The 19,688-nt window shown below is 63.8% G+C and carries 15 protein-coding genes and 1 tRNA gene; 9 read left to right on the top strand and 7 right to left on the bottom strand.

From position 1 onward, the window contains the following. Positions 1-13: 13 nt before the first annotated feature. Together PH586_RS18630 and PH586_RS18625 are read right to left on the bottom strand one after the other, a co-directional pair. Positions 14-487 (bottom strand): peroxiredoxin, encoded by a 474-nt coding sequence (locus PH586_RS18630; RefSeq protein ID WP_271349293.1) that lies wholly within the window; start codon positions 485-487, stop codon positions 14-16. 10 nt (positions 488-497) lie between these two features. Further along, positions 498-1,055, bottom strand: coding sequence for a glycine cleavage system protein R (locus tag PH586_RS18625; protein WP_271349292.1), 558 nt, complete (start codon positions 1,053-1,055; stop codon positions 498-500). A 227-nt stretch (positions 1,056-1,282) separates the two neighbouring features. Between PH586_RS18625 and dapA the strand changes: the two genes are divergently transcribed. The 5 genes from dapA to PH586_RS18600 all read left to right on the top strand — a co-directional run bounded on the left by dapA (position 1,283) and on the right by PH586_RS18600 (position 5,863). After that, entirely contained in the window at positions 1,283-2,161 is an 879-nt protein-coding gene (dapA, locus tag PH586_RS18620) for a 4-hydroxy-tetrahydrodipicolinate synthase (protein ID WP_271349291.1), read from the top strand. A gap of 17 nt (positions 2,162-2,178) precedes the next feature. Further along, the gene (gene bamC / locus PH586_RS18615) at positions 2,179-3,297 is read left to right on the top strand and encodes an outer membrane protein assembly factor BamC (RefSeq protein WP_271349290.1); all 1,119 of its coding nucleotides are present in this window, start codon (positions 2,179-2,181) and stop codon (positions 3,295-3,297) included. A gap of 86 nt (positions 3,298-3,383) precedes the next feature. Beyond that, the gene (locus PH586_RS18610; protein ID WP_271349289.1) at positions 3,384-4,253 is read left to right on the top strand and encodes a phosphoribosylaminoimidazolesuccinocarboxamide synthase; all 870 of its coding nucleotides are present in this window, start codon (positions 3,384-3,386) and stop codon (positions 4,251-4,253) included. Positions 4,254-4,589: 336 nt separating this feature from the next. Continuing rightward, a tRNA-Ser gene (locus tag PH586_RS18605) sits at positions 4,590-4,679 on the top strand. A gap of 320 nt (positions 4,680-4,999) precedes the next feature. Next, positions 5,000-5,863: a fumarylacetoacetate hydrolase family protein gene (locus tag PH586_RS18600; protein ID WP_271349288.1), complete on the top strand. Its 864-nt coding sequence runs from the start codon at positions 5,000-5,002 to the stop codon at positions 5,861-5,863. 842 nt (positions 5,864-6,705) lie between these two features. Here the strand turns inward: PH586_RS18600 and PH586_RS18595 are convergent. Genes PH586_RS18595 through PH586_RS18585 form a run of 3 tightly spaced genes read right to left on the bottom strand, consistent with a single transcriptional unit; the run spans position 6,706 to position 9,884 of the window. Beyond that, a complete protein-coding gene (locus PH586_RS18595; protein WP_271349287.1) occupies positions 6,706-7,050 on the bottom strand; it encodes a YdbL family protein in 345 nt (114 codons plus the stop codon). 11 nt (positions 7,051-7,061) lie between these two features. Next, positions 7,062-7,253, bottom strand: a complete 192-nt coding sequence (locus PH586_RS18590) for a YnbE family lipoprotein (RefSeq protein WP_271349286.1) — start codon at positions 7,251-7,253, stop codon at positions 7,062-7,064. A 15-nt stretch (positions 7,254-7,268) separates the two neighbouring features. Continuing rightward, positions 7,269-9,884, bottom strand: coding sequence for a YdbH domain-containing protein (locus PH586_RS18585; protein ID WP_271349285.1), 2,616 nt, complete (start codon positions 9,882-9,884; stop codon positions 7,269-7,271). Between the two features lie 783 nt (positions 9,885-10,667). Between PH586_RS18585 and PH586_RS18580 the strand changes: the two genes are divergently transcribed. Next, positions 10,668-11,075 carry a tetratricopeptide repeat protein gene (locus PH586_RS18580; protein ID WP_271349284.1) on the top strand — a complete coding sequence of 136 codons (408 nt, stop codon included), beginning with the start codon at positions 10,668-10,670 and terminating at the stop codon, positions 11,073-11,075. A 69-nt stretch (positions 11,076-11,144) separates the two neighbouring features. Further along, positions 11,145-12,632 carry a DNA recombination protein RmuC gene (gene rmuC, locus PH586_RS18575; protein WP_271349282.1) on the top strand — a complete coding sequence of 496 codons (1,488 nt, stop codon included), beginning with the start codon at positions 11,145-11,147 and terminating at the stop codon, positions 12,630-12,632. 175 nt (positions 12,633-12,807) lie between these two features. On the opposite strand, the gene PH586_RS18570 is transcribed toward rmuC, so the two are convergent. Next, positions 12,808-14,064: an MgtC/SapB family protein gene (locus tag PH586_RS18570; protein ID WP_271349280.1), complete on the bottom strand. Its 1,257-nt coding sequence runs from the start codon at positions 14,062-14,064 to the stop codon at positions 12,808-12,810. 343 nt (positions 14,065-14,407) lie between these two features. Next, positions 14,408-17,884 carry a hybrid sensor histidine kinase/response regulator gene (locus PH586_RS18565; protein ID WP_271349278.1) on the bottom strand — a complete coding sequence of 1,159 codons (3,477 nt, stop codon included), beginning with the start codon at positions 17,882-17,884 and terminating at the stop codon, positions 14,408-14,410. 248 nt (positions 17,885-18,132) lie between these two features. Between PH586_RS18565 and PH586_RS18560 the strand changes: the two genes are divergently transcribed. Continuing rightward, positions 18,133-18,702, top strand: a complete 570-nt coding sequence (locus PH586_RS18560; protein WP_271349277.1) for a GNAT family N-acetyltransferase — start codon at positions 18,133-18,135, stop codon at positions 18,700-18,702. A gap of 3 nt (positions 18,703-18,705) precedes the next feature. Then, positions 18,706-19,536: an AraC family transcriptional regulator gene (locus PH586_RS18555; RefSeq protein WP_271349276.1), complete on the top strand. Its 831-nt coding sequence runs from the start codon at positions 18,706-18,708 to the stop codon at positions 19,534-19,536. Positions 19,537-19,688: the final 152 nt, after the last annotated feature.

The raw sequence follows: 19,688 nt of genomic DNA, 5'->3' as shown, positions 1-19,688 counted from the left end.
CATGCGTACGGCTTCAGGCGTTGTTCAGCTCCTGGGCCGCGGCCAGCACGGCCTCGACATGGCCCGCTACTTTCACTCCACGCCATTCCTTGCGCAGCACGCCGTGCGTATCGATCAGGAAGGTGCTGCGGTCGACGCCCAGGTACTCCTTGCCGTAGAGCTTCTTCAGCTTGATCACGTCGAACAGCTGGCAGAGCGCCTCATCCTTGTCCGTGATCAGCTCGAAGGGGAACTGCTGCTTGCCCTTGAAGTTCTCGTGGGACTTGAGGCTGTCCCGCGATACGCCGAACACCAGGGTGTTGGCGGCCTGGAAGTCCGGGTAGTGATCGCGAAAGCCCTGGCCTTCGGTGGTGCAGCCGGGGGTGCTGTCCTTCGGATAGAAATAGATCACCACCTGCTGGCCTTGCAGTGCCGACAGCTGAACCTGCTGACCGCTGGTGGCCGCTGCCTGGAAATCTTCAACCGGGGTATCGAGTGCTACGGCCATGCCAGCTTCCTTATGGGTTTTGGGGGCGCCAGGGTTCGATCAGGGCGTCCAGGTTCAAGGCGTCGGAGAAATCCAGGAACTGGTCGCGCAGCCAGCTGATCTGGGTGCCAGCCGGCAGCGTCACGGTCAGCGTCGCATTGAGCATGGTGCCGCCGGTTTGCGGGGCCTGGTAGGTATCGCAGGTCAGGCTCTCCAGTTCGACGTTGTGGTCGATGAAGAACTGGCACAGCTCATTGAGGATGTCCGGACGGTAGGCCGAGCTGACATAGGCCACGTAAGGCAGCGCCTGGGGACGGTTTTCCGCCGCCGCGCTGCGCGTCACGTTGACCGTGAAGGCGTGCTTCTTGGCCAGGGCCGGCAGGCTCGACTCCAGGCGCGCCAGGGCGTCCCAGCTGCCGGAGACCTGCAGCACCAGGGCGCTGAACTCGCCATGTCGGCTCAGGCGGGTACTGATCACGGCGCAGCGGTTTTCATTGCTGGTGCGGCACAGCACATTGGTCAGCTCCATGGCGTTGGGGCCGAGTGCGCTGATGACGAGGAATTGTTCGCGAACTGGGGGGGTGGACATGCAGCATTCCTAGAGCGATGAACGCTCGGCCCACAATGAGTACCGAGCAAAGCGGGAAGGGTAGCGAAAAGCGCAGCTCAGGGGAATGCCAGTCAATGCATGAGTGAAAGGAATACCGGGCTGCTCGCCCAGTCACCGCGCTGGCCGATCGGCCTTTTCCTTCGCTTGTACAAGGTGGGTGGCGCCAGTACCATTACCGCTCTCTTTTTTCCGGCAGGAGTGGTTGCATGATTGCGGGCAGTATGGTGGCACTGGTCACGCCCATGGATGCACAAGGTGGTCTCGATTGGGACAGCCTGAGCAAACTGGTGGATTTCCACCTGCAAGAGGGCACCAACGCCATCGTCGCGGTCGGTACCACCGGCGAGTCGGCCACGTTGGAAGTGTCCGAACACATCGAAGTGATCCGACGTGTGGTCGCTCAAGTTGCCGGGCGCATCCCGGTGATCGCCGGCACGGGTGGCAATTCCACCCGCGAGTCGGTCGAACTGACGCGCGCCGCCAAGGATGTGGGCGCCGATGCCTGCCTGCTGGTCACGCCTTATTACAACAAGCCCACGCAGGAAGGACTGTATCTGCACTTCCGGCATATTGCCGAGTCAGTAGCCATCCCGCAGATTCTCTACAACGTGCCGGGTCGCACCGTGTGCGACATGCTGCCAGAGACGGTCGAGCGTCTGGCGAAGATCGCCAACATCATCGGCATCAAGGAAGCCACCGGCGACCTGCAGCGCGGCCAGGAAGTCCTGGATCGGGTGAGCAAGGATTTTCTGGTGTATTCCGGCGATGACGCCACCGCCGTCGAGCTGATGCTGATGGGCGGCAAGGGCAACATCTCGGTGACCGCCAACGTTGCGCCGCGCGCCATGAGCGAGCTGTGTGCCGCTGCCATGGCTGGCGATGCCGTAACTGCGCGAGCCATCAACGATCGCCTGATGCCGCTGCACAAGGCCTTGTTTATCGAGTCCAACCCGATTCCGGTGAAGTTCGCCCTGCATGAGATGGGCATGATGCCGGACGGTATCCGTTTGCCGCTGACCTGGCTCAGCCCGCGTTGTCATGAACCGCTGCGTCAGGCCCTGCGCCAGTCCGGCGTTTTGGTTTAATTGAGGAAATACTACGCATGAAGCGACTGGGCGGACTCTCCGCACTTGCTCTGATCATCTCCAGTGCCAGCGGTTGTGGCTGGATCTATGGTGAAGATGGCTATTTCCGTGATCGCGGCAGCGACTACCTCATGGCTCGGCAAACCGCCCCCATGCAGTTGCCGGCAAACGTCGAGGCCAAGCGCCTCGATCCGTTGCTGCCGGTGCCGGCTCAGGTTGCCAGCAGCACGGCCGAGGGTGAATTCGAAGTCCCGCGCCCGCAGCCTCTGGTCGTACGTGCCGATGCCAGCGAGTTCAGCTTGCAGAAAAGCGGCGAATCACGCTGGCTGGTCGGCCAGCGCGTGCCGGGCGAAGTCTGGCCGATCGCCCGCCAATTCTTCGAAGACAACGGTTTCCAGATTGCCAATGAGCGTCCGCAGATCGGCGAATTCGTCACCGCCTGGCAGCGCGTCGATCAGCTCTCCTCGGCCATGGCGCAGCGCCTGAGCAGTCGTGTCTCGGGCCTGGCGGCGGATGCCGAAACCCGCGTGCGGGTGCGTGTCGAGCCTGGCGTGCAACGCAATACCAGCGAAATCTTCGTGCTCAGTGCCGAGCGTCCAGCTGGCAGCACTGCCGATGTGGCCTTCGCCAGCGGCAGTGGCAATGCCAGCCTGGAAGCCGCGCTGCTCGACGAAATGCTGGTGAGCATGGAGCGCAGGGCCGAGCAGGGCGGTTCCGTATCGCTGCTGGCTGCGCGCGACTTTGATGCCCCGAGCCGCGTCAGCCTGTCGGAAGACGGTAACGGCAACCCGGTGTTGAACCTGGGTGCCGATTTCGACCGCGCTTGGTCCGGTATCGGTCGTTCCCTGGAAGCGGCCGATGTGCGTATCGACGACCTCAACCGCAGCCTCGGTGTGTACTACATCAACCTGGCCGAAGGGGCGCAGAAGAAGGGCGAAGAGCCGGGCTTCTTCTCTAGCCTGTTCGGTGGTAAGCCGGACAAGGAAGTAATCGATGCGCGTGCCGAGCGTTACCAGGTGCGCCTGACCTCCGTCGGCGACAGCGTCCAGGTCACCGTGGAAAAAGACCTGAACACCGTGGCGCCAGCCGATGTGGCACGTCGCATCCTGGAGCTGATTCAAGAGAACCTTGGCTAAGCCCAGGTTGTTCCTGCGTCGTAATACCGATAGGCGAAACCCACCAGGTTTCGCCTGTTTCGTTTGCTAAAGGCGGAAACCCCGATATGACCACTCCTGCAACCCTGAGCCTGAAGAAGATCTACTCGGGCAAAGTCCGCGACCTCTACGAAATCGACGACCAGCGCATGCTGATGGTCGCCACCGACCGCCTCTCCGCCTTCGACGTGATCCTCGCCGAGCCGATCCCGGACAAGGGCAAGATCCTCACCGCGATTTCCAACTTCTGGTTCGCCAAGCTGGCGCACCTGGTGCCCAACCACTTCACCGGCGACAAGGTCGAAGACGTGGTGTCGGCCGCCGAGTTGCCGCTGGTCGAGGGTCGCGCGGTAGTCGCCAAGCGCCTCAAGCCGGTTGCCGTGGAAGCCATCGTGCGCGGCTACATCGCCGGTTCCGGCTGGAAGGAATATAAGAACAGCGGCACCGTCTGCGGCATCCAGCTGCCAGCCGGGTTGCAGGAAGCCTCCAAGCTGCCGCAACCGATCTTCACCCCGTCGACCAAGGCCGCCGTTGGCGACCACGACGAGAACATCTCCTTCGAGCAGTGCGCCGCGATCATTGGCGACGAACTGGCCGCCCAGGTGCGTGATACCTCCATCGCCCTGTACAGCGCCGCCGTCGAGTACGCCGCCACCCGTGGCATCATCATCGCCGACACCAAGTTCGAGTTCGGTCTGGACGAAAACGGCACCCTGACCCTGATGGACGAAGTGCTGACCCCCGATTCGAGCCGCTTCTGGCCGGCCGACAGCTACGTCGAAGGCAAGAACCCGCCGAGCTTCGACAAGCAGTTCGTGCGCGACTGGCTGGAATCCACCGGCTGGAACAAAGAGCCCCCGGCCCCGGCCGTACCGGCTGAGGTCGCGCAGAAGACCGCCGACAAATACCGCGAAGCGCTGACCCGGCTGACCGCCTGATCGACCACTGTGCGGCACAGGAGAGGCGCTTAGGCGCCTCTTTTTTCTGGGCGCTCGCCGCGCGTTGCGGCGCGCCAGTAGGAACGGGCTATGCCCGCGAAGTGTTTGCCGTGGCGGCATGCGCGCTCAAACCGGCTCAGCTGGCGCCGTGGCTCTGAGCAACAGCCGGTTTGCGCCCCGCGCGTTTGCATCCGGCAAGCCGTTTCAGCGCAGTCTGCCAGGCGCGGCAGAAACTACCTGCATGGCCCGCCAACGCAAGCATCTGAAAGCATGCGAAAAATTCTACCGATTGGGCTTCGCCAAACGCGTTTGTACTGCTATCATGCGCGCCGCCACGGGAAGATGCCGGAGTGGCCGAACGGGACGGATTCGAAATCCGTTGTGTTAGCGATAGCACCTAGGGTTCAAATCCCTATCTTCCCGCCATATGTGTAAACGCCAAGCCCCTGATCTCTTAACCGACTTCAGGGGCTTTTGCGTTTCTGGTATGCCGGTTGGGGCGAAAGCGGAGTTCTGCCGGCCGCTTCATGCCGGTCTAGACCGCTCTAGCGCCCATCATCCGCGAAACCACTTTTGCCATGTTCTTCGTGTCCGGAATTAGTGACCACTACTACAGCCGTGAGCTGCCGTTCTCGGCGAGAATAGCCTGGAACTGGACGCTCGACCGGAGCAGGAAGAGCGTTGACCCGGTTTGCCGGGGCTACAGAGAACCGCTGCATGGCGGGCATGAATTCAAGGGTGGTGTGATGAGGCTAGTAACTTTTCAAGTTGGCGAAACGGTCGGGCTGGGTAAGGTTGTCGGTGATCGGGTGATTGCCCTGGCGGCGGCATTGCCAGACCTGCCTGGCAGCATGGCGCGCCTGCTGGCGGCCGGCCCCGAGGCATTGGCGCGGGTCGCCGCGCTGCAGCCGGACAATCACAGCCTGGCGCTGGATCAGGTGCACCTGCTGGCGGCGGTGACCGATCCGCAGAAGTACCTGGCAATCGGCATGAACTATCGCGCCCATGCCGCCGAGGCCGAGCGTAACGGCGTGCCGATTCCCAAGTCACAGCTGTGGTTCAACAAGCAGGTCTCCTGCCTCAACGGCCCCTACGACCCGATTGACCTGCCGAGGGTCTCGACCAAGCTCGATTACGAGGCCGAATTGGGCGTGGTCATTGGCCGGCGCTGCCGCCATGTGTCGGTGGAGGAGGCGCCGTCGGTGGTTGCCGGTTACCTGGTCGCTAACGACGTCAGTGTGCGCGACTGGCAGATGCGCAGCCCGACGTTCACCCTCGGCAAGTCCTTCGACAGCCATGGTCCGATTGGCCCGTGGCTGGTCACCGCCGATGAAGTGGCAGATCCCCATGCGCTGATGATGCGGGCCTATGTGAACGGCGAAAAGCGTCAGGAAACCAGTACCGGCGACATGATCTACAACATCTGGGAACAGATCGCCTACCTGTCGACGGTGATGACCCTGGAGCCTGGCGATATCCTTGCCACCGGCACGCCGGCCGGAGTTGGCGTCGGCTTCACCCCCAAACGCTTCCTCGCCGTGGGTGACGTGGTACGGATCGAGATCGACGGCCTCGGCCATATCGAGAACACCGTGGTCGCCGAGGCCTGAGAGACGGTGAAAAACTCCCACCATAGCGACCGTCGCTGACGTTGCGCTAGGCAAAGCATGGGGCCTTTCAGCTCTCTATTACGGTCCTGTTATGCGTAGCGTCCGGTGCCGGCGAGCTGTTCGACCAAGGCTGTTTCCGGCCTGGCTCGCCGCGTCTTTATTTGCAGGCGTTGTGATCTCGCTTCACACCTGTATGCAGGAAGCCAAAGCAAAAAAAAACCGGCCAATGCCGGTTTTCTGGAGTCGCGGATACTGCAGTCGATTCAATCGAATCTCAGCAGTTACCCTTTTTTCCTTGGCCTGGTGGGCAGTGAGAGGAGCCGCCGCCGTCGTGGCCGCCGTGGCCACCAACATCGATGCCGATGCCGGGTAGGCGCAGGCTACAGCCTGAGATCAGCAAGCCTGCAAAAACAACAGCCATGATTCGTACTAACATTTAGCAATTCCCTTTCATACGATGCCCGGAGTGGGCAGTGGTGGCCGCCATAACAGCCGCCACCAGGATTTCAGCAGTACAAAGCCTGCGTGTGTCATCCGCACCTGAACGCCTGCGCTAAAGCGCGCCCTATCAAGGTTGAATTTCCGATGGGGCGTACGCCGCAAGTCACTTCCGGCAAGCGGGCATAGTCGGTCTGGCGGGATGATTCAGGCGTAATCTTACGTGATTAAGACAATGTGCATCGCCACTGGTTCAGTAGCAGTCGAAAAACGCTGCTGAATAGATGGATGGTGCGTTATGGCTATCCGGTTCTGGTCGGGAAAAATACCCCGCCCTATTGAAAAACCCCTGAGGCGTTGGCCCCAGGGGTTTTTGTTTTGCTGCGTGGCAAATGGTGGTCTAGCTACTTGCGCCGCCACTGGCCTTGCCACTGGATGTACTGGCCGGGTGGGGTCTTGTCGATGGCTTTCTTGCCGGCGATGGCTTCCACGTCGCTGAGCTGGATGCCGTTCTGGGTCGCCAGCTTCTGGTATTCGGCGCGGCGGGCCTGGTTGATCAGGCGGGCGATTTCATCGACATCAGGACCGGGTTTGACCACGCCGAGGTAGCCGTTGGGCATCTCGCCGAGTTGGCCGCTGGCCTTGGCGTCGCCGAGGGCGGACATGGCTTCGTTGAGGTTCAGGGCCAGCACCGGCAGGCTCAGGCTGAGCAGCAGGAGCAGGCTGGCGATTCGTTTAGACAGGGTCATGGTGTGGCTCCTTAGAACAGTCCGCTGGACTCACTGAACATGCCGTCCAGCGCCTTATCCACCTTGATGTAGATTTCGTGCTCGATCTTCACGTTGAGGTTGATATTGATCGGCTCGTTGGGCATTGCCAGCTGCACCGTCGGGGTACAGGCTGCGCTCATCAGGCCCATCAGCAGGGCCGCGAAACAACTACGCAAGCGCATGGCGCTTCTCCTTGATTAAGGCTCCTTCGGGGAGGCTGCATTGCGTCTCAGCATACGCTGCTGCACCCGTTGCTTGATGATCTCATTTACCTTATCGGTCAATTGCAAGCTGGCCAACAGGGTTGGGACATCTTCCTCCAGGTTGATGTTGAAGTGGATCGGTCGGCCCTGTTCGATTGCCGGGTTACGCCCTTCCAGGCGCACGGCCAGGAGCAACTTGCCATTGCGATCATAGTTGACCTGGCTACTCAGTGTCGTGAACTGAAAATTTTCCAAAGATTGCGTGACCAGTTGCATGGCCGGGTTGCTGCGACCCAGTGCCCTGATGCGCGCCGAGTGAAATTCCAGGCGCCCGCCCGGGGCCCGGGCGTGCAGTTGTCCCTGCTCGATCTCGATACCGGCCGGGCCGATGCTCAACGGCAGTTGGCCGTCGATGAGGCCGCTGCCCGCCAGGCCCTCGGCCGGGTAGAGGGTGAAGAGCTGATTGAGGTCGAGGCCTTGCAGGTGCAGGGGAAACACCAGCGTGCTCTGCTGCAGGTCCCACTGGTCGGGATCGAGCCGGAGCATGCCACCCATTACCGCGGCCTGGGCCTGTTGCAATTTGAGCAGACCCTGTCCCGGTTGGGCGCGTGCTGCCGTGTAGGTGCCGCGGAGCAGTGCCGGGCCGATGGGCATGCCCGGGTCGATTTGCTCCACGCGTAGTTCGGTCAGGTCGAGATAGAGCTGGCGCCGATCGGCACGCAGTTGCAGGCGCGTATCCAGGCCGTTGATTTCGCTGCGGTCATAGATACCGGCCAGGCCTTTGCCGTTGAGCTTGAGCAGTATGTCGGGCGAGTCGCGGCCCGGGGCGAGGCTGAGGCTGGCGTTGCCGCTCAGGCGGCCGTTGTTGAAGTCGAGCAGCGCCGGCCAGTCAGCCAGGATCTTGGCCAGCGGATTGCCGGCGCGCAGAAAGATTTCAGTCAGCTGCGCCTTCAGCTGCAGGCCCTGGCTGTTGTTGTGTTGCAGTTGCACGGCCATCTGCAGGTCGGCATCTGCCGACACCTTGCCGCTCAAATCGAGCTGTTGCTGGCTGGCCGCCAGCGTGCCTTGCCAGTGCCAGCCCTGCGGTTTGAGGGTCGCATGCTCGAGGCGTTGGGTTGCCAGCGTAGCGGGGCCGTGCAGGCGCCACGTCTGCAGGGTGCCGGCCTGGTGCTGAGCTTGCAGCTGCAAGTCCCGGGTGATGGCGCTGAGCTGCAGCAGACGCAGTTCTGCACCCTTCAACTCGCCCAGTTCGAGTTGCGAGCCTTTGCTCAGGTCGAGGCGCAGCTGTTGACTGTCCAGGTAACCGGTGAAATTCAGCTTGGCTTGCAGGTTGCGCAGTTGCCAGTCGCCGACAGCAAAGCCAGGGCTGCTGAGGCTGAACTGCCCGTTGCCCAGTTGGGCGGCCCAGGGCGGAGCGTTGGCCAGGGCCAGCTTGGCCTGCAGGTCGAGTTGGCTGGCGCCGCTACTGGTCAGGCTGATCGCCAGTGGCAGCGAGCGCTCGGCCAGGTTGCCGGGTAGCTCGGCGAGTGGGCTGCTGGGGCGAATGCGCAGGTGCAGCGAGTCGGGGTGCAGGGCAGGTGGCAGCGCGCTCAGCCACTGGGCGGGCAGTCGATCCAGCTGCAGGTCGGCCTCCAGGCGCTCGGCGAACCATTGGCCCGTGACGCCGCGGGCGCTGATGCCGAAGCTGCCTTGCACCTGGCCCGCACCCGGGATGGGCCAGGGCTCGGGTAGGCTGGCGCTGGCGTCGAATTGGCCACTGGCGCTGCGCAGCCGCTCAAGGCTCAGGGCGCCGGAGGTCAGTTGGAGTTGCCAGCTCGCCGCGAGTTGCGCGGCGCTCGGGGCGCTCGGCAGTCGAGCGTCTGGGGCCAGCGTCCACTGGCTGAGCCAGTCTTGCAAGGCCACGGCCTGGCTGAGGTCGGGGGCATTCAACTGGCCGCTCCATAGCGGTCCGGCGGGGCTGTTGCGCAGGCTGCTGTGCAGGCTCAGTTGGCTGTGTCCGTCGACGGCCAGGTTCAGTTGCAGGTCCGCCGCCTGAGCGTCGCCTTGCAGCTGTGCCTGCCATGTCAGCTGTTGCTCGCGGTGTTGCAGGTTGAGCTGCAGTTCCAGTGTCCGCGGGGTAGCTTGCGTGCGGTTCAGTTGCAGGTCGCCGTGCAGCGTGCAGCTTCCGCTGGCGCAGGGCAGTTCGGCAGTCAGCTGCTCGATGCGCAGGCTGAGCGGCAGCCAGGCCAGTGCTACTGCCAGTTGCTGCAGATCGGGCGCGTTAGGGCTGGGCTCCTGCTGGTTATCCGCTGCGGCGGGTTGCCAGGCAACGGCAAGACGCGCGAGGCGAATATGCTGCCAGAAGGGCGGCGTCAGGCTGAATTGCTGCCAGCCCAGGTGCAGATCTTGCGCCGTGAGTCGAGTGCTGCCGGCACTGCCGCGCTGCTCCAGGTCGAGGCGAGCCAGGCCGATGCCGGTTAGCGACAGACTCGCCCCCTGCCAGTCGAGCTGGTGAATTGCGTGGCGCTCAAGCAGGCGTAGCCAGCTGAAGTAGCTATAACCGCCAAGCAGCACCAGGAGCATGAGCATGAGCACGCTGATGATTCGCAGCCCGGAACGCCGGCTGATCATGAGTACATTTCCATTGTGGTAAAGGCAGGGTGCTGCCTGGACGTTAACCCATGAGCCAGGGGCTGCCAATCAGCTGCTGGCGGGTCGTTGCATAAATTGACCTAGCCGTCATCGACCAGGCCGCGGTTGGTGGTTATTGCGGTTGGTGGAGGGCCGCGACTATCAGTCGCAGTTCGATGAGCTGGCCAACATTGCCGCGCCAGGGTTAAGCGGGCAGGTCATCGTGCGTGGGTGTGCCTATTGCCGGCGATACCCGGTTGTTAGCGGCAATATGCATGAAACTACCCGGTAGCAGGCTAAAAAATGGCTGTCAGGCGATGTCAGTGAGGGGCAGTGGCGCGCAATTTTTTTCTCGGGCTGAAGACTCAGAGCCATTGCTGCCCAGTGATCACTGCAAGACCGCTTGAGGCGTGCATCTTGGCCGGTAAATGCCCCTAAACAGGGCGTTCTGGCGCACCGGTGGAAAAACTTGTGCACATTTGCGATGCGCCTTGTCAAGGCTGAATTTGTGATTGGTGTAAATCCTTGATTCTGCATGGGGATTTTTTAAGTCAATGAAAAATATGGTTTTTTTGAGCTGGTGAAAAAATCATCAGTTTGACCTCAGGCCCCATGGCATAGGCGATCAGGCGTCTTGCGCCCACGTTATCCACTGAGTTATCCACAGCTTCTGTGGATTGTCGCAAGCGTTCGCTCTAGCCCGCTCTAGCGTGCCTTTATCCGGGCTTTACCTCGGCGAAAAAAGGAGTAGAGTGCCCGCCTTTCCCGCTACAGCTGCTTCTTATGTCACGCGCATTGCCCCGTTTATCCGCTGCAACATCCGCTGCCAGTCCTCGCTTGCCACTTCGTGTTGCGCTCTGGCTGCTGGACAGCCCGCGCTTCGGTCATGCGCCAAGCGTCAAACGCTTCGCCGGCCAGTTGCTCAAGCAGCCGGCGCGTGAGGGTGTGGTGCTGGCCCAGAGCCGGCTGGGGCAATTGCTCTGCCGCGACTGTGGCAATACCCGTGATCGGCGTATCGGCTTCGAATTGCTGCGCCAGGCTGCACGTTCCGGCGATCGCCGCGCCCAACTGGAGCTGGGCCGGCTGTACAGCCAGCCGCGCCGCAATGAGCCCGTGCAGGCACGGCACTGGCTGGAGCTGGCCGCCGCCCAGGGTTCGGCTGAAGCCAAGCAACTGCTGGCCGGTCTCTGATCCCCGCCTGAACGTTCTGCGCGGGGCCGGGCTGGGTATACTGCCCGGCAATCTTGCGCGGAGCCGCTTATGCCAATCGATTTACCTTCCCAGCTGCCTGCGCTGCTGCTCGGCTTGGCCGCTATGGGCGTGCCGCTGCTGGCGCTGGCCTGGTCACTGCAGCGACGAGCGGCCAGTGCGCAACTCGAATCCAGCCTCTTGCAGGAGCGCCTGAGCAGCGCGCAGTTGGCGCAGGCCGGCCTGGGCGCGCAGCTCGATGAATGCCGCCTTGAGCTCGCCGAGATCAGCGAGATCAAGGCCGACCAGCAAGCCGAGTTGGCGGCCAAGCGGCGCGAGACCGAACTGCTGCAACACGAACGGCAGATCGCCCGCGAGGCCGCCCTGGCCTGGCAGCAGCAGCGAGAACAGCAGGAAGCCGAATTGCGTCGCCTGAGCGCCGAGCGGGCGGCCCTGAGTGCCGAGTTGCGCGAGCAGCAGGGTAACCACCAGCAGCGCCTGGACGACCTGCAGGGCTCGCGCGATGAGCTGCGTGCACAGTTCGCCGAGCTGGCCGGGAAGATCTTCGACGAGCGCGAGCAGCGCTTTGCCGAGACCAGCCAGCAGCGCCTCGGTCAGTTGCTCGATCCGCTCAAGGAACGCATCCAGTCCTTCGAAAAACGCGTCGAGGAGAGCTACCAGCAGGAAGCCCGCGAGCGCTTCTCCCTGGGCAAGGAGCTTGAGCGTCTGCAGCAGCTCAATCAGCGTCTGGGCGATGAAGCGACCAACCTGACCCGCGCCCTGCAAGGGCAGAAGACCCAGGGCAACTGGGGCGAGCTGGTGCTGGAGCGGGTGCTGGAACATGCCGGGCTGGAGAAGGGCCGCGAATACCAGACCCAGGTCAGCCTGAAGAGCGCCGACGGCCAGCGTTTCCAGCCCGATGTGCTGATCCAGTTGCCCGGCGACCGGCAGGTGGTGGTGGATGCCAAGGTCAGCCTGACGGCCTATCAGCAATATATCGCCGGCGCAGACGAGCCAGCCAGGCAGCAGGCCCTGAAGCAGCATGTGCTGTCGTTGCGTGGCCATTTGAAGGGGTTGTCGCTGAAGGATTACCAGCGCCTGGAAGGGCTGCACAGTCTGGATTTCGTGCTCTTGTTCGTGCCGATCGAGGCCGCCTTCGCCGCGGCACTGCAGGCCGACACCGGCCTGTTCCAGGAGGCCTTCGAGCAGAACATCGTGATCGTCAGTCCGACCACCCTGCTGGCGACCCTGCGGGTGATCGACAGCCTCTGGCGCCAGGAGCGGCAAGGTCAGAACGCGCGCGAGATCGCCGAACGCGCCGGGGCGCTGTACGACAAGTTCGTCGCGTTCATCCAGGATCTGGATGAAGTCGGTGCGCGCCTGCAACAACTGGACAAGGCCTATGCCGCGGCGCGCAACAAGCTGTGCGACGGTCGCGGCAATATCATCAGTCGGGTGGAGAATCTCAAGCTGCTTGGCGCCCGCGCGAGCAAGAGCCTGCCCCCCGAGTTGCTCGAACAGGCGGCTGGGGTGGCGGTGTTGGATGAGACGGCTGAGTAGGCTACGCGTAACGGTGAAGCTTGCCTGAGCGGCTGTGAAAACCCCTTCGCCGCCTGACGCCCGCTGCTGGCGTTGCGCTGGCCGAACGCCTGGAGACGGTCTCGCTACGGCGCTCGATATTTCCACAACCCAGGGCTGAGGCGGAGCCTAGCCCGACCACTGCTACGACCGCGGCTCAAACCAGCAGCAGTACTGCCGCACCCGCCAGCAGGCCGGCGGCCATCACCGGCAGGGTACGCAGGGCCAGTTCGCGGCCGCCGATCACGGCGATCAGCACGCCCTTCACCAGGCTGTTGCTCAGGGCCGCGAGGAAGATGCCGTGCACCGCGACTTGGGGGAGCAGCTCGGTCTTGGCGTTACGGGCCAGGGACAGGGTAATGGGGTCGACATCGGCCAGCCCGGAGAGCAGCGCCACCAGATAGACGCCGACGTCACCCAGCCCGCGCCGCGCCGCCTCGACGAGGAACAGGATCAGCACCAGCAGCAGCGCGAAGCGCAACGCGGGAGCCAGTTCGAAGGGGTTCTTCAGCGGCGGTTCGGCGCTTTCCTCGCGCGGGTCGCCAGCCAGACGGAAATACATCAGCGCCCCCCCGGCATAGACCAGAGCCGCCACGCCCAGCGGCCAGATCAGTCGTGGCAACAGCTGGGAATTGACCAGGCCGACTTCCAGCAGCACGCGGGGAAACATCAGGGCCGAGGTCGCCAGCAACCCGCAGGCCAGCATGGCGTGCAGGCCGCGCTCCTGGTTCAGGCGGGCGAGGGTGATGGTCATCGCGGTGGAGGAGACGATGCCGCCCAGCAGGGCGGTGATCAGCAGGCCATGGCGGGTGCCGACCAGGCGAATGGCCACATAGGCGGCGAAACCCAGGCCGGCGATCAGTACCACCATCCACCAGGTGATATAGGGATTGAATATCTGCCAGGGACCATAAGCCTGATTGGGCAGGGCAGGCAGTATTACCAGGGAGATGAACAGCAGCTGGAGCGCACCGGACAGTTCGCGCTCGCTCAGCTGCTGCAGCGAGTAGTGCATGACTCGCTTTAGGCTCAGCAGCAGAGCCACCGCCACGGCGCCGGAGGCGGCCAGAGGCGTATACCCGGCTACCGCCAGGCTGCCGAGTAGAAAGGTGATCAATTGCGCCACCTTGCTGGTCATACCCAGGTCGTTGTGCTGTTCCGTTTCGATCACGTACGAGGTGATGACCAAGGCGGCGAAGCCGACGAAGACGACCGCCCAGGCCGCCTCGCCGAAGTGCACACCCAGCAGTTGGGCGAAGCCGCCGAGCAGGGCGCTGAGGGCAAAGGTGCGGATGCCAGCGACACGGCCGCCTTCCTCTACTTTGCGCTGGTGCCAGCCACGCTCGGCGCCGATCAACAGGCCGACGGCCAGGGCGCTGGCGAAGTTCAACAGGGTATCCAGGGTCTCGGGCATGGCGCGTCCTTGGGCGAGGCGGGTTGTTGGCAGTTTAGCCAGTGGGCGAACGTGGCGCATTGCGGCAGGTCAGTGGGCGAGCGTCGCGGCCGCTGGCAATCGCGGCTGCAGCCGCTTCCACGGGGAACGCGGGTTACCTCTTGTGTGGGGGGGCTCCAGCCGCGAGCGGTTGCCGGCCTGGTGTGCAACCGCAAGAAGTAGGCTGTCGATGACGCCGTCTCGCTGGGTGCGCCGCGCGCACCACGCACCCGCTGGCCAGTGCTGCGTACCGCCTAGGCGGCCCCGCGCACCCTGCACAGGTCAGCCGCAGCTGCTTGAGCAATGGATTGTTGCGAGACAGACCCTAGCGCAACGTCAGGTGGCGGCTGAGCAGGGCACGCAAGGCAGCGGGTTTGACTGGCTTGGCCAGGTAGTCGAGGCCAGCGGCGTGGACTTCGGCAATCAGTTCGGGGCGGCCGTCGGCGCTGATCACCACGCCGGGCACCGGCTCGCCCAGGCGGGTGCGCAGCCAGGCCATCAACTCGGTACCGGTTTCGCCTTCGTCGAGGTGGTAGTCGATCAGGGCCAGTTGCGGGCGCACATCCTCGCTGAGCAGGTGTTCGCATTCCAGGCGATTGCGCGCGGTCCAAACCTGGCAACCCCAGCGTGACAGCAGGCTGTGCATGCCAGTAAGGATGCTGTCCTCGTTGTCGATGCACAGCACCTGACTGCCGGTCAGCAGCTGGCCGTTGAGTTCGGCGCTGGCCTGCTTGGGCTTGGCGGCCGGGGTGCGGGCCAGCGGCACGGTGACGCTGAACACGCTGCCCTTGCCCGGCCAGGACTGCACCTCCAGCTTGTGCTCGAGCACCCGGCACAGGCCGTCGGCAATTGCCAGGCCGAGGCCGAGGCCTTTTTCGGCGCGGGTCTGGTGGCTGTCCAGGCGCTTGAATTCCTCGAAGATGACCTTGCGCTTGTCTTCCGGGATACCCGGGCCGCGATCCCAGACTTCCAGGCGCAGTTGCCCGCCTGAGCGGCGCACGCCCAGCAGCACGCGACCCTTGGCGTAGCGGAAGGCGTTGGTGAGAAAGTTCTGCAGCACCCGGCGCAGCAGTTTGCTGTCGCTGTCCACGCGCAGGCGACTGCCGCGCAGGCGGAAGTCGACGCCGCATTCGGCGGCCAGTACCTTGAACTCGGCGCCCAGGGTGTCGAACAGACTGTTGAGGACGAAGGCGTTGCGGTCCGGGGTGATGCGGCCATTCTCCAGGCGCGAGATGTCCAGCAGGTCGCTGATCAGGTCTTCGGCCGAACGCAGCGAGCTGTCCAGGTGGCGCACCAGTTCCTTGGCCTCGCGCGGCAGTGCGTCCTCCTGGTGGGAGAGGGCAGCGGAGAACAGCCGCGCGGCATTCAGGGGCTGCATCAGGTCGTGGCTGACGGCGGCGAGAAAGCGGGTTTTCGACTGGTTGGCCGCCTCGGCCACGCCCTTGGCCTCGGTCAGCGCCTGATTCAGTTGCGACAGCTCAAAGGTGCGCGCGGCGACCCGCTGTTCCAGGCCTTCGTTGGCGTCCTTGAGCGCGCGTTCGGCCTCGCGGAACTCGGTGATGTCGGTGAAGCTCATGACGAAACCGCCGCCGGGCATCGGGTTGCCGATCAGCTCGATCACCCGGCCGTTGGGGAAGGTGCGCTCGTAACTGTGCGCGGTGCCCTGGCGCATCCAGTGCAGGCGCTTGGCGATGTTCTCCTCGACATCGCCGACGCCGAGCATGCCGCGATCGGCGTTGAAACGGATGATCTCGGCGATCGGTCGGCCGACGTAGACTAGACCGTCAGGGTAGTCGAACAGCTCGACGTAGCGGTGATTCCAGGCCACCAGGCGCAGCGACTGGTCGACCACGCTGATGCCCTGGGTGATGTTCTCGATCGCCCCTTGCAGCAGGGCACGGTTGAACTGCAGCACCTCGCTGGCTTCGTCGACGATGCGCACCACATCCTCGACCTGCATCTCGCGCCCCTCGATGGCCGCCTTGACCACCGCACGGGTCGAGGAGGCGCCGAGTACCCCGGCGAGCAGGCGTTCGGTGTGGGCGATCCACTCGCTGTTGGCCGGCAGGTTGGGGTTGAGGCTCTGGCCCTGGCGGAGGGCGCAGCGGGTAAAACTCTGTTGCGCACGCTCCGCGCCGACGAAGCGGCTGGCCAGTATCAGCAAGTCGTTGACCTGCACCGCCAGCAGGCTGCGGTTGCTCGGTTTGGCACCGAAGTCGTGACCGATGAAACGGCCGGCTTGCCAGTGTTCGGAAACCCGCGTGCGGGAGAAGTAGGACACCCAGGCGAACAGCAAGAAGTTACCGGCCAGCGACAGCACCACGCCGCGGGTCAGGGGGTCGACCTCGAAGCCGATCGGCGCGTAGAGCAGGCCTTGCAGGCCGGGCAGGCTGTCCAGCGACCAGCCGAGGCTGCGTGCCACCAGCGGCATGATCAGGGTGTAGAACCAGATCAGCGCACCGAAGCCCATCCCGGCAAATACGCCGCGGCGGTTGGCCTGCTTCCATACCAGGGCGCCGAACATCGCCGGCGCCAACTGGCTGATGGCGGCGAACGAGACCTGGCCAATGGTCGCCAGGCTGGCGTTGGAGCCCAGCAGGCGGTAGCAGACATAGGCCAGCAGCAGGATCAGCACGATGCTCACCCGGCGCGCCGTGAGCATCCAGTGGCGGAAGGCCTCGAAGGGTCGCTCGGTGTTCTGCCGATGCAACAGCCAGGGCAGCAGCATGTCGTTGGAGATCATGGTCGACAGTGCCACCGAGGCGACGATGACCATGCCGGTGGCGGCCGAGGCGCCGCCGATGAACGCCAGCACGGCGAGAGCCGGGTGCGCCTGGGCCAGCGGCAGGCTGATGACGAAGGAGTCCGGGCTCACCCCGGCCGGCAGCAGCATCTGTCCGGCCAGGGCAATGGGTACGACGAACAGCGCGGCGAGCAGCAGGTACGCCGGGAACACCCAGCGGGCCAGGCGCAGGTCCCGCGGTTCGATGTTTTCCACCACGGTGACGTGGAACTGTCGCGGCAGGCAGATGATGGCGATCATCGATATACCGGTCAGCGTCATCATGGCTGGCCAGTTCACCGCCTCGGCCCAGAAATCGTCGAGTGCGGGGGTGCTGCGGGCCTGGTCGAACAGGTCGCCGAAACCGTTATAGAGGCCGTAGGTGACGAAGGCGCCGACAGCGAGGAAGGCCAGCAGTTTGACAATCGATTCGAAGGCGATCGCCAGCACCATGCCGCGGTGATGCTCGGTGACGTCCAGGTTGCGGGTGCCAAACAGGATGGTAAACAGCGCCAGCACCAGCGAGACGATCAGCGCGGTGTCCTGCGCGCGGGTGCCCACGGAGTCGGCGCCCGCGCCGATCAGCAGGTTGACGCCGAGCACGATGCCCTTGAGCTGCAGGGCGATATAGGGCAACACGCCGACCAGGCAGATCAATGCCACGACTATCGCCAGGGCCTGGGATTTACCGTAGCGCGCCGCAATGAAGTCCGCGATCGAGGTGATGTTCTCCTCTTTGCTGATCATCACCATCTTGCGCAGCACCCAGGGGGCGAACAGCATGAGGATGATCGGCCCGAGGTAGATCGGCAGAAATGACCAGAGCTGCTCGGCAGCCTGGCCGACTGCGCCGAAGAAGGTCCAGCTGGTGCAGTACACCGCCAGCGACAGGCTGTAGACCCAGGCGCGCATGCGCGGCGGCAAGGGCGCGCGGCGGCGGTCGCCATAAAAGGCGATGGCGAACAGAATGGCCATATAGGTCAAGGCGACTGCAGCGATCAGCCCGCTGGACAACGACATGGGTACTCCGACAGCAAACTATATGGGACTTGCCCGGTCTTAATTCAGGTGCTGACTACAGCCCCTTTGTGACGAGACCATACTTCAAATGAATCCTCAGCAGTGTCGCAGTAAAGTGCCGTGCCGTCAGGCGCGACCAAGGTCGCAGGCAGGGACAAAAAACCGTCGGCTGCTCCCTCCTGGTAATTGTCGCCGGGCGCCTGCCCTGATAGCGTGGCGCGCTTGCGCCTAGTCGGAGGAGGGACCCCATGTTCAAGCCGCAATTGATTACCCTGCAGCGCGGCGCGCTGCGTATCGAACCGATGCTCGATGCCGATATCCCGGCGCTGGTCGCCCTGGCCGAAGCCAATCGTCAGGAGCTGATCCATATGAGTGGCGCCCAGCGCCTCGATTGGTACCGCCAGGGTCTGATCGATCAGCGTGAAGGCAGGGCGCTGCCGTTCGTCATTCGCCTCGGCGACCAGCTGGTGGGCACGACCCGTTTCGGCGACTTCATGCCGGCGCTGCCCGCCGCCGAAATTGGCTGGACCTGGCTCGATCACAGTCAGCACGGCACCGGCCTGAACCTCATGGTCAAGTTCCTGATGCTGCGCCATGCCTTCGAAAATTGGCGCATGGTCCGGGTGCAGTTGAAAACCGCCGCCAGCAACCTGCGTTCGCAGCGTGCCATCGAAAAACTCGGCGCGCAACGCGAGGGCGTGCTGCGCAATCATCGCCGGCTGGCCGACGGGCGCCTGGACGACAGCGTGCTGTACAGCATCACCGACCAGCAATGGCCGGTGCTCAAGCAAGAACTGGAGGCGCGTTTCAGCGGCTGATCCATGCCATCGAACGAGGTTGAACACACCCGCTTCTGGACGTCGCGCGAGTTGCACGGACTCGAACTGCTGCATGCCCACTACCTCGAGCAGCGCTTCACCCCGCATGTGCATGAGGGCTTCGTTTTCACGGTGATCGAGCACGGCGCGCAATTTTTTCGGCATCGCGGCAGCGACCATCTGGCACCGGTCGGCAGCATGGTGCTGATCAACCCGGATGAGCTGCACACCGGCTCCAAGGCCCACGCGCAGGGTTGGCACTACCGCGCTTTCTACCCGGATACCTGCCAGGTCGTCGGGGTGATGGCCGAACTGGGGCTGGACGCGGGTGGCCTGCCAACGTTTGCCGATAGCGTATTGCATGACCCGCAGTTGCACCGCATGTTCGCTGGGTTGCATCGGATGCTGGACAGCCAGGCCAGTGCCTTGCAGCAGCAGACCGCCTGGCGTGAGGCGATTCTGGCGTTGTTCCAGCGCCATGCGCGGGTTTCCGCTGGCCGCGCGCCAGGCCACGAGCCCCGGGCCGTGGCCCGGGCCAAGGAAGTGCTGAGCAGCCAGCTGGCCCAGCCGCCATCGCTGGAGCAATTGGCGGCGGTGGTCAACCTCTCGCCGTTTCATTTCGCCCGGGTGTTCCGCCGCGCCACCGGCCTGCCGCCGCATGCCTGGTTGCTGCAGCGCCGCCTGGAGCGGGCGCGCGGCCTGCTGAAAACTGGCTGCGCGCCGCTGAGCGTGGCCATGCAGTTGGGCTTTTCCGACCAGAGCCACCTGACCCGCCAATTCAAACAGGCCTATGGTGTCGGTCCTGGGGAATACCGCAAGGCCTGTGCCGGCTGATCGTCAAACGGCGTGCCGGCTGCTCAGGCGGGTGTATCTATATCGAGGTCATCCCGGCAATGAGCACGTATTGGCCGCCTGGAGGCGCGCGCAGTGCGCCGCTGTACTTACCCGGAACTCTGGCGAACCGGGCATTGGCTGCGCAAGATCGT

The sequence above is a fragment of the Pseudomonas aestuarii genome (assembly GCF_027988105.1).
Lineage (GTDB): Bacteria > Pseudomonadota > Gammaproteobacteria > Pseudomonadales > Pseudomonadaceae > Aquipseudomonas > Aquipseudomonas aestuarii.
Note: the sequence above shows the minus strand (reverse complement) of the source record. Positions and strands in the feature narration are given on the sequence as shown.

Coding starts and splice junctions, on each gene's coding strand:
- PH586_RS18630 (WP_271349293.1), bottom strand. CDS start 487: ATGGCCGTAGCACTCGATACCCCGGTTGAAGATTTCCAGGCAGCGGCC.
- PH586_RS18625 (WP_271349292.1), bottom strand. CDS start 1,055: ATGTCCACCCCCCCAGTTCGCGAACAATTCCTCGTCATCAGCGCACTC.
- dapA (WP_271349291.1), top strand. CDS start 1,283: ATGATTGCGGGCAGTATGGTGGCACTGGTCACGCCCATGGATGCACAA.
- bamC (WP_271349290.1), top strand. CDS start 2,179: ATGAAGCGACTGGGCGGACTCTCCGCACTTGCTCTGATCATCTCCAGT.
- PH586_RS18610 (WP_271349289.1), top strand. CDS start 3,384: ATGACCACTCCTGCAACCCTGAGCCTGAAGAAGATCTACTCGGGCAAA.
- PH586_RS18600 (WP_271349288.1), top strand. CDS start 5,000: ATGAGGCTAGTAACTTTTCAAGTTGGCGAAACGGTCGGGCTGGGTAAG.
- PH586_RS18595 (WP_271349287.1), bottom strand. CDS start 7,050: ATGACCCTGTCTAAACGAATCGCCAGCCTGCTCCTGCTGCTCAGCCTG.
- PH586_RS18590 (WP_271349286.1), bottom strand. CDS start 7,253: ATGCGCTTGCGTAGTTGTTTCGCGGCCCTGCTGATGGGCCTGATGAGC.
- PH586_RS18585 (WP_271349285.1), bottom strand. CDS start 9,884: ATGATCAGCCGGCGTTCCGGGCTGCGAATCATCAGCGTGCTCATGCTC.
- PH586_RS18580 (WP_271349284.1), top strand. CDS start 10,668: ATGTCACGCGCATTGCCCCGTTTATCCGCTGCAACATCCGCTGCCAGT.
- rmuC (WP_271349282.1), top strand. CDS start 11,145: ATGCCAATCGATTTACCTTCCCAGCTGCCTGCGCTGCTGCTCGGCTTG.
- PH586_RS18570 (WP_271349280.1), bottom strand. CDS start 14,064: ATGCCCGAGACCCTGGATACCCTGTTGAACTTCGCCAGCGCCCTGGCC.
- PH586_RS18565 (WP_271349278.1), bottom strand. CDS start 17,884: ATGTCGTTGTCCAGCGGGCTGATCGCTGCAGTCGCCTTGACCTATATG.
- PH586_RS18560 (WP_271349277.1), top strand. CDS start 18,133: ATGTTCAAGCCGCAATTGATTACCCTGCAGCGCGGCGCGCTGCGTATC.
- PH586_RS18555 (WP_271349276.1), top strand. CDS start 18,706: ATGCCATCGAACGAGGTTGAACACACCCGCTTCTGGACGTCGCGCGAG.